Below are 1,432 nucleotides of genomic sequence, written 5' to 3'. Positions count from 1 at the left end.
GGGGGGGGGGGAGCCGATCTGGTCGTGTTCCCGGAGCTGTTCGTCACCGGGTACAATACCGACGTCATCGGCGACCGCTATCAGGAACTGGCCGAGGATACCGGCGGTTCAACCGTCAAGGCGTTCCGGGAAGCCGCCCGGACGCATGGCATCAACATCGTTGTCCCTATGGCCCTTAAGCGCGCTGATGGCGCTGTCACCAACGGCGCCGTTATCATTGGCCGGGACGGAGCGCTAAGGGGAACGTACAGCAAGGTTCATCTCTGGGAGGATGAGCGAAAGTATTTTGAGCCCGGTGGCGCATGTTCCCCGTATGAGCTGGATTTCGGCAAGCTCGGCGTCCTGATATGCTACGATGCGGGGTTCCCGGAGGCGGCGCGCACTCTTGCTCTGCAAGGCGCAAAGCTGATCGTCACGCCGTCTGCTTTTTCAATCGAAGACAAGCACAGATGGGATATTTATTATCCGGCAAGGGCGCTTGAGAATACCTGTTTTGTGGCCGGCGTCAACGGAGTGGGCGGCGGTCTACGGTTGTTCGGCAACAATAAGCTGGCGAATCCGCGGGGCGAACTGATCGTTAGCGGGAATTTGAATGAAGAAGACATGCAGGTGCTGGAGATTGATCTGGATGAAGCGGACGAATATTCGAAGCAGACTCCTTATTTAAGGGATTTAAGAATGGACACTTACGGCTATCAGGCTTGAAAACGATGAGTTCAGGGAAAGGGGCAGTCCATATTGAGCGCTACATCATTGGTATTTTCCAGGGATGAATTTAAATCCCGGCTGCAAAAAACACAAAGCGAGCTTGGTCTGCGGGGACTAAGCGGAATGCTGATTCACACTCCCGAGAATATTTTTTATCTGACCGGCTATCAGAGTCCGGGCTATTATATGTACCAATGCCTGGTCGTTCCGGCTTCCGGCGACCCGGTGCTCGTGCTTCGCAGAGGCGAGCTTTCCAACGTTCAAACCTATAGCTGGCTTCCTGAAAGCCAGGTCAGAACCTATGACGATACGAATGATCCGGTCGCCCTGACGGCAGATACCGTCAGAGAGATCGGCATTACTCCCGGCGCGATCGGTCTGGAGACAGGCTCCTGGTTCCTGCCTGTCCGGAACTACCAGAAGCTTGAGCAACTGCTTGGCGATTTCCGTCTTACGGATGCCCAGGGGACGGTGGAAGGGCTGAGAGTAATCAAGTCTCCGGCGGAGATTGCGTACATTCGCGAAGCCTGCACGGTGGCTGACTGTTCAATGCAGGCCGGACTCGACGCGATCCGGGCCGGGGTGAATGAAGACGAAGCCGCCGCAGCGATGTTCTCCGGCATGATCCTGGCCGGAGGCGAGTATTTGGGAATGGAGCCGTTCATTTCGTCCGGCTACCGTTCGGGCAATATGCATGCCGCATGGGGGCACAAGGTTATTGGCG

Annotated in this window: 2 protein-coding genes; both read left to right on the top strand. The window is 56.2% G+C overall.

Going from position 1 to position 1,432, the window contains the following annotated elements; translation table 11 throughout:
- Positions 1-705: nitrilase-related carbon-nitrogen hydrolase (locus tag L692_RS0116100; protein WP_025701158.1), on the top strand; the 705-nt coding region annotated here is incomplete at its 5' end.
- Between the two features lie 33 nt (positions 706-738).
- The coding region (locus tag L692_RS0116095; RefSeq protein ID WP_025701157.1) for a M24 family metallopeptidase at positions 739-1,432 on the top strand (694 nt) is incomplete at its 3' end.

The sequence above is a fragment of the Paenibacillus forsythiae T98 genome (assembly GCF_000520735.1).
Lineage (GTDB): Bacteria > Bacillota > Bacilli > Paenibacillales > Paenibacillaceae > Paenibacillus_AQ > Paenibacillus_AQ forsythiae.
The sequence above is the reverse complement of the archived record's forward strand: the minus strand, read 5'-3'. Positions and strand labels throughout refer to the sequence as shown.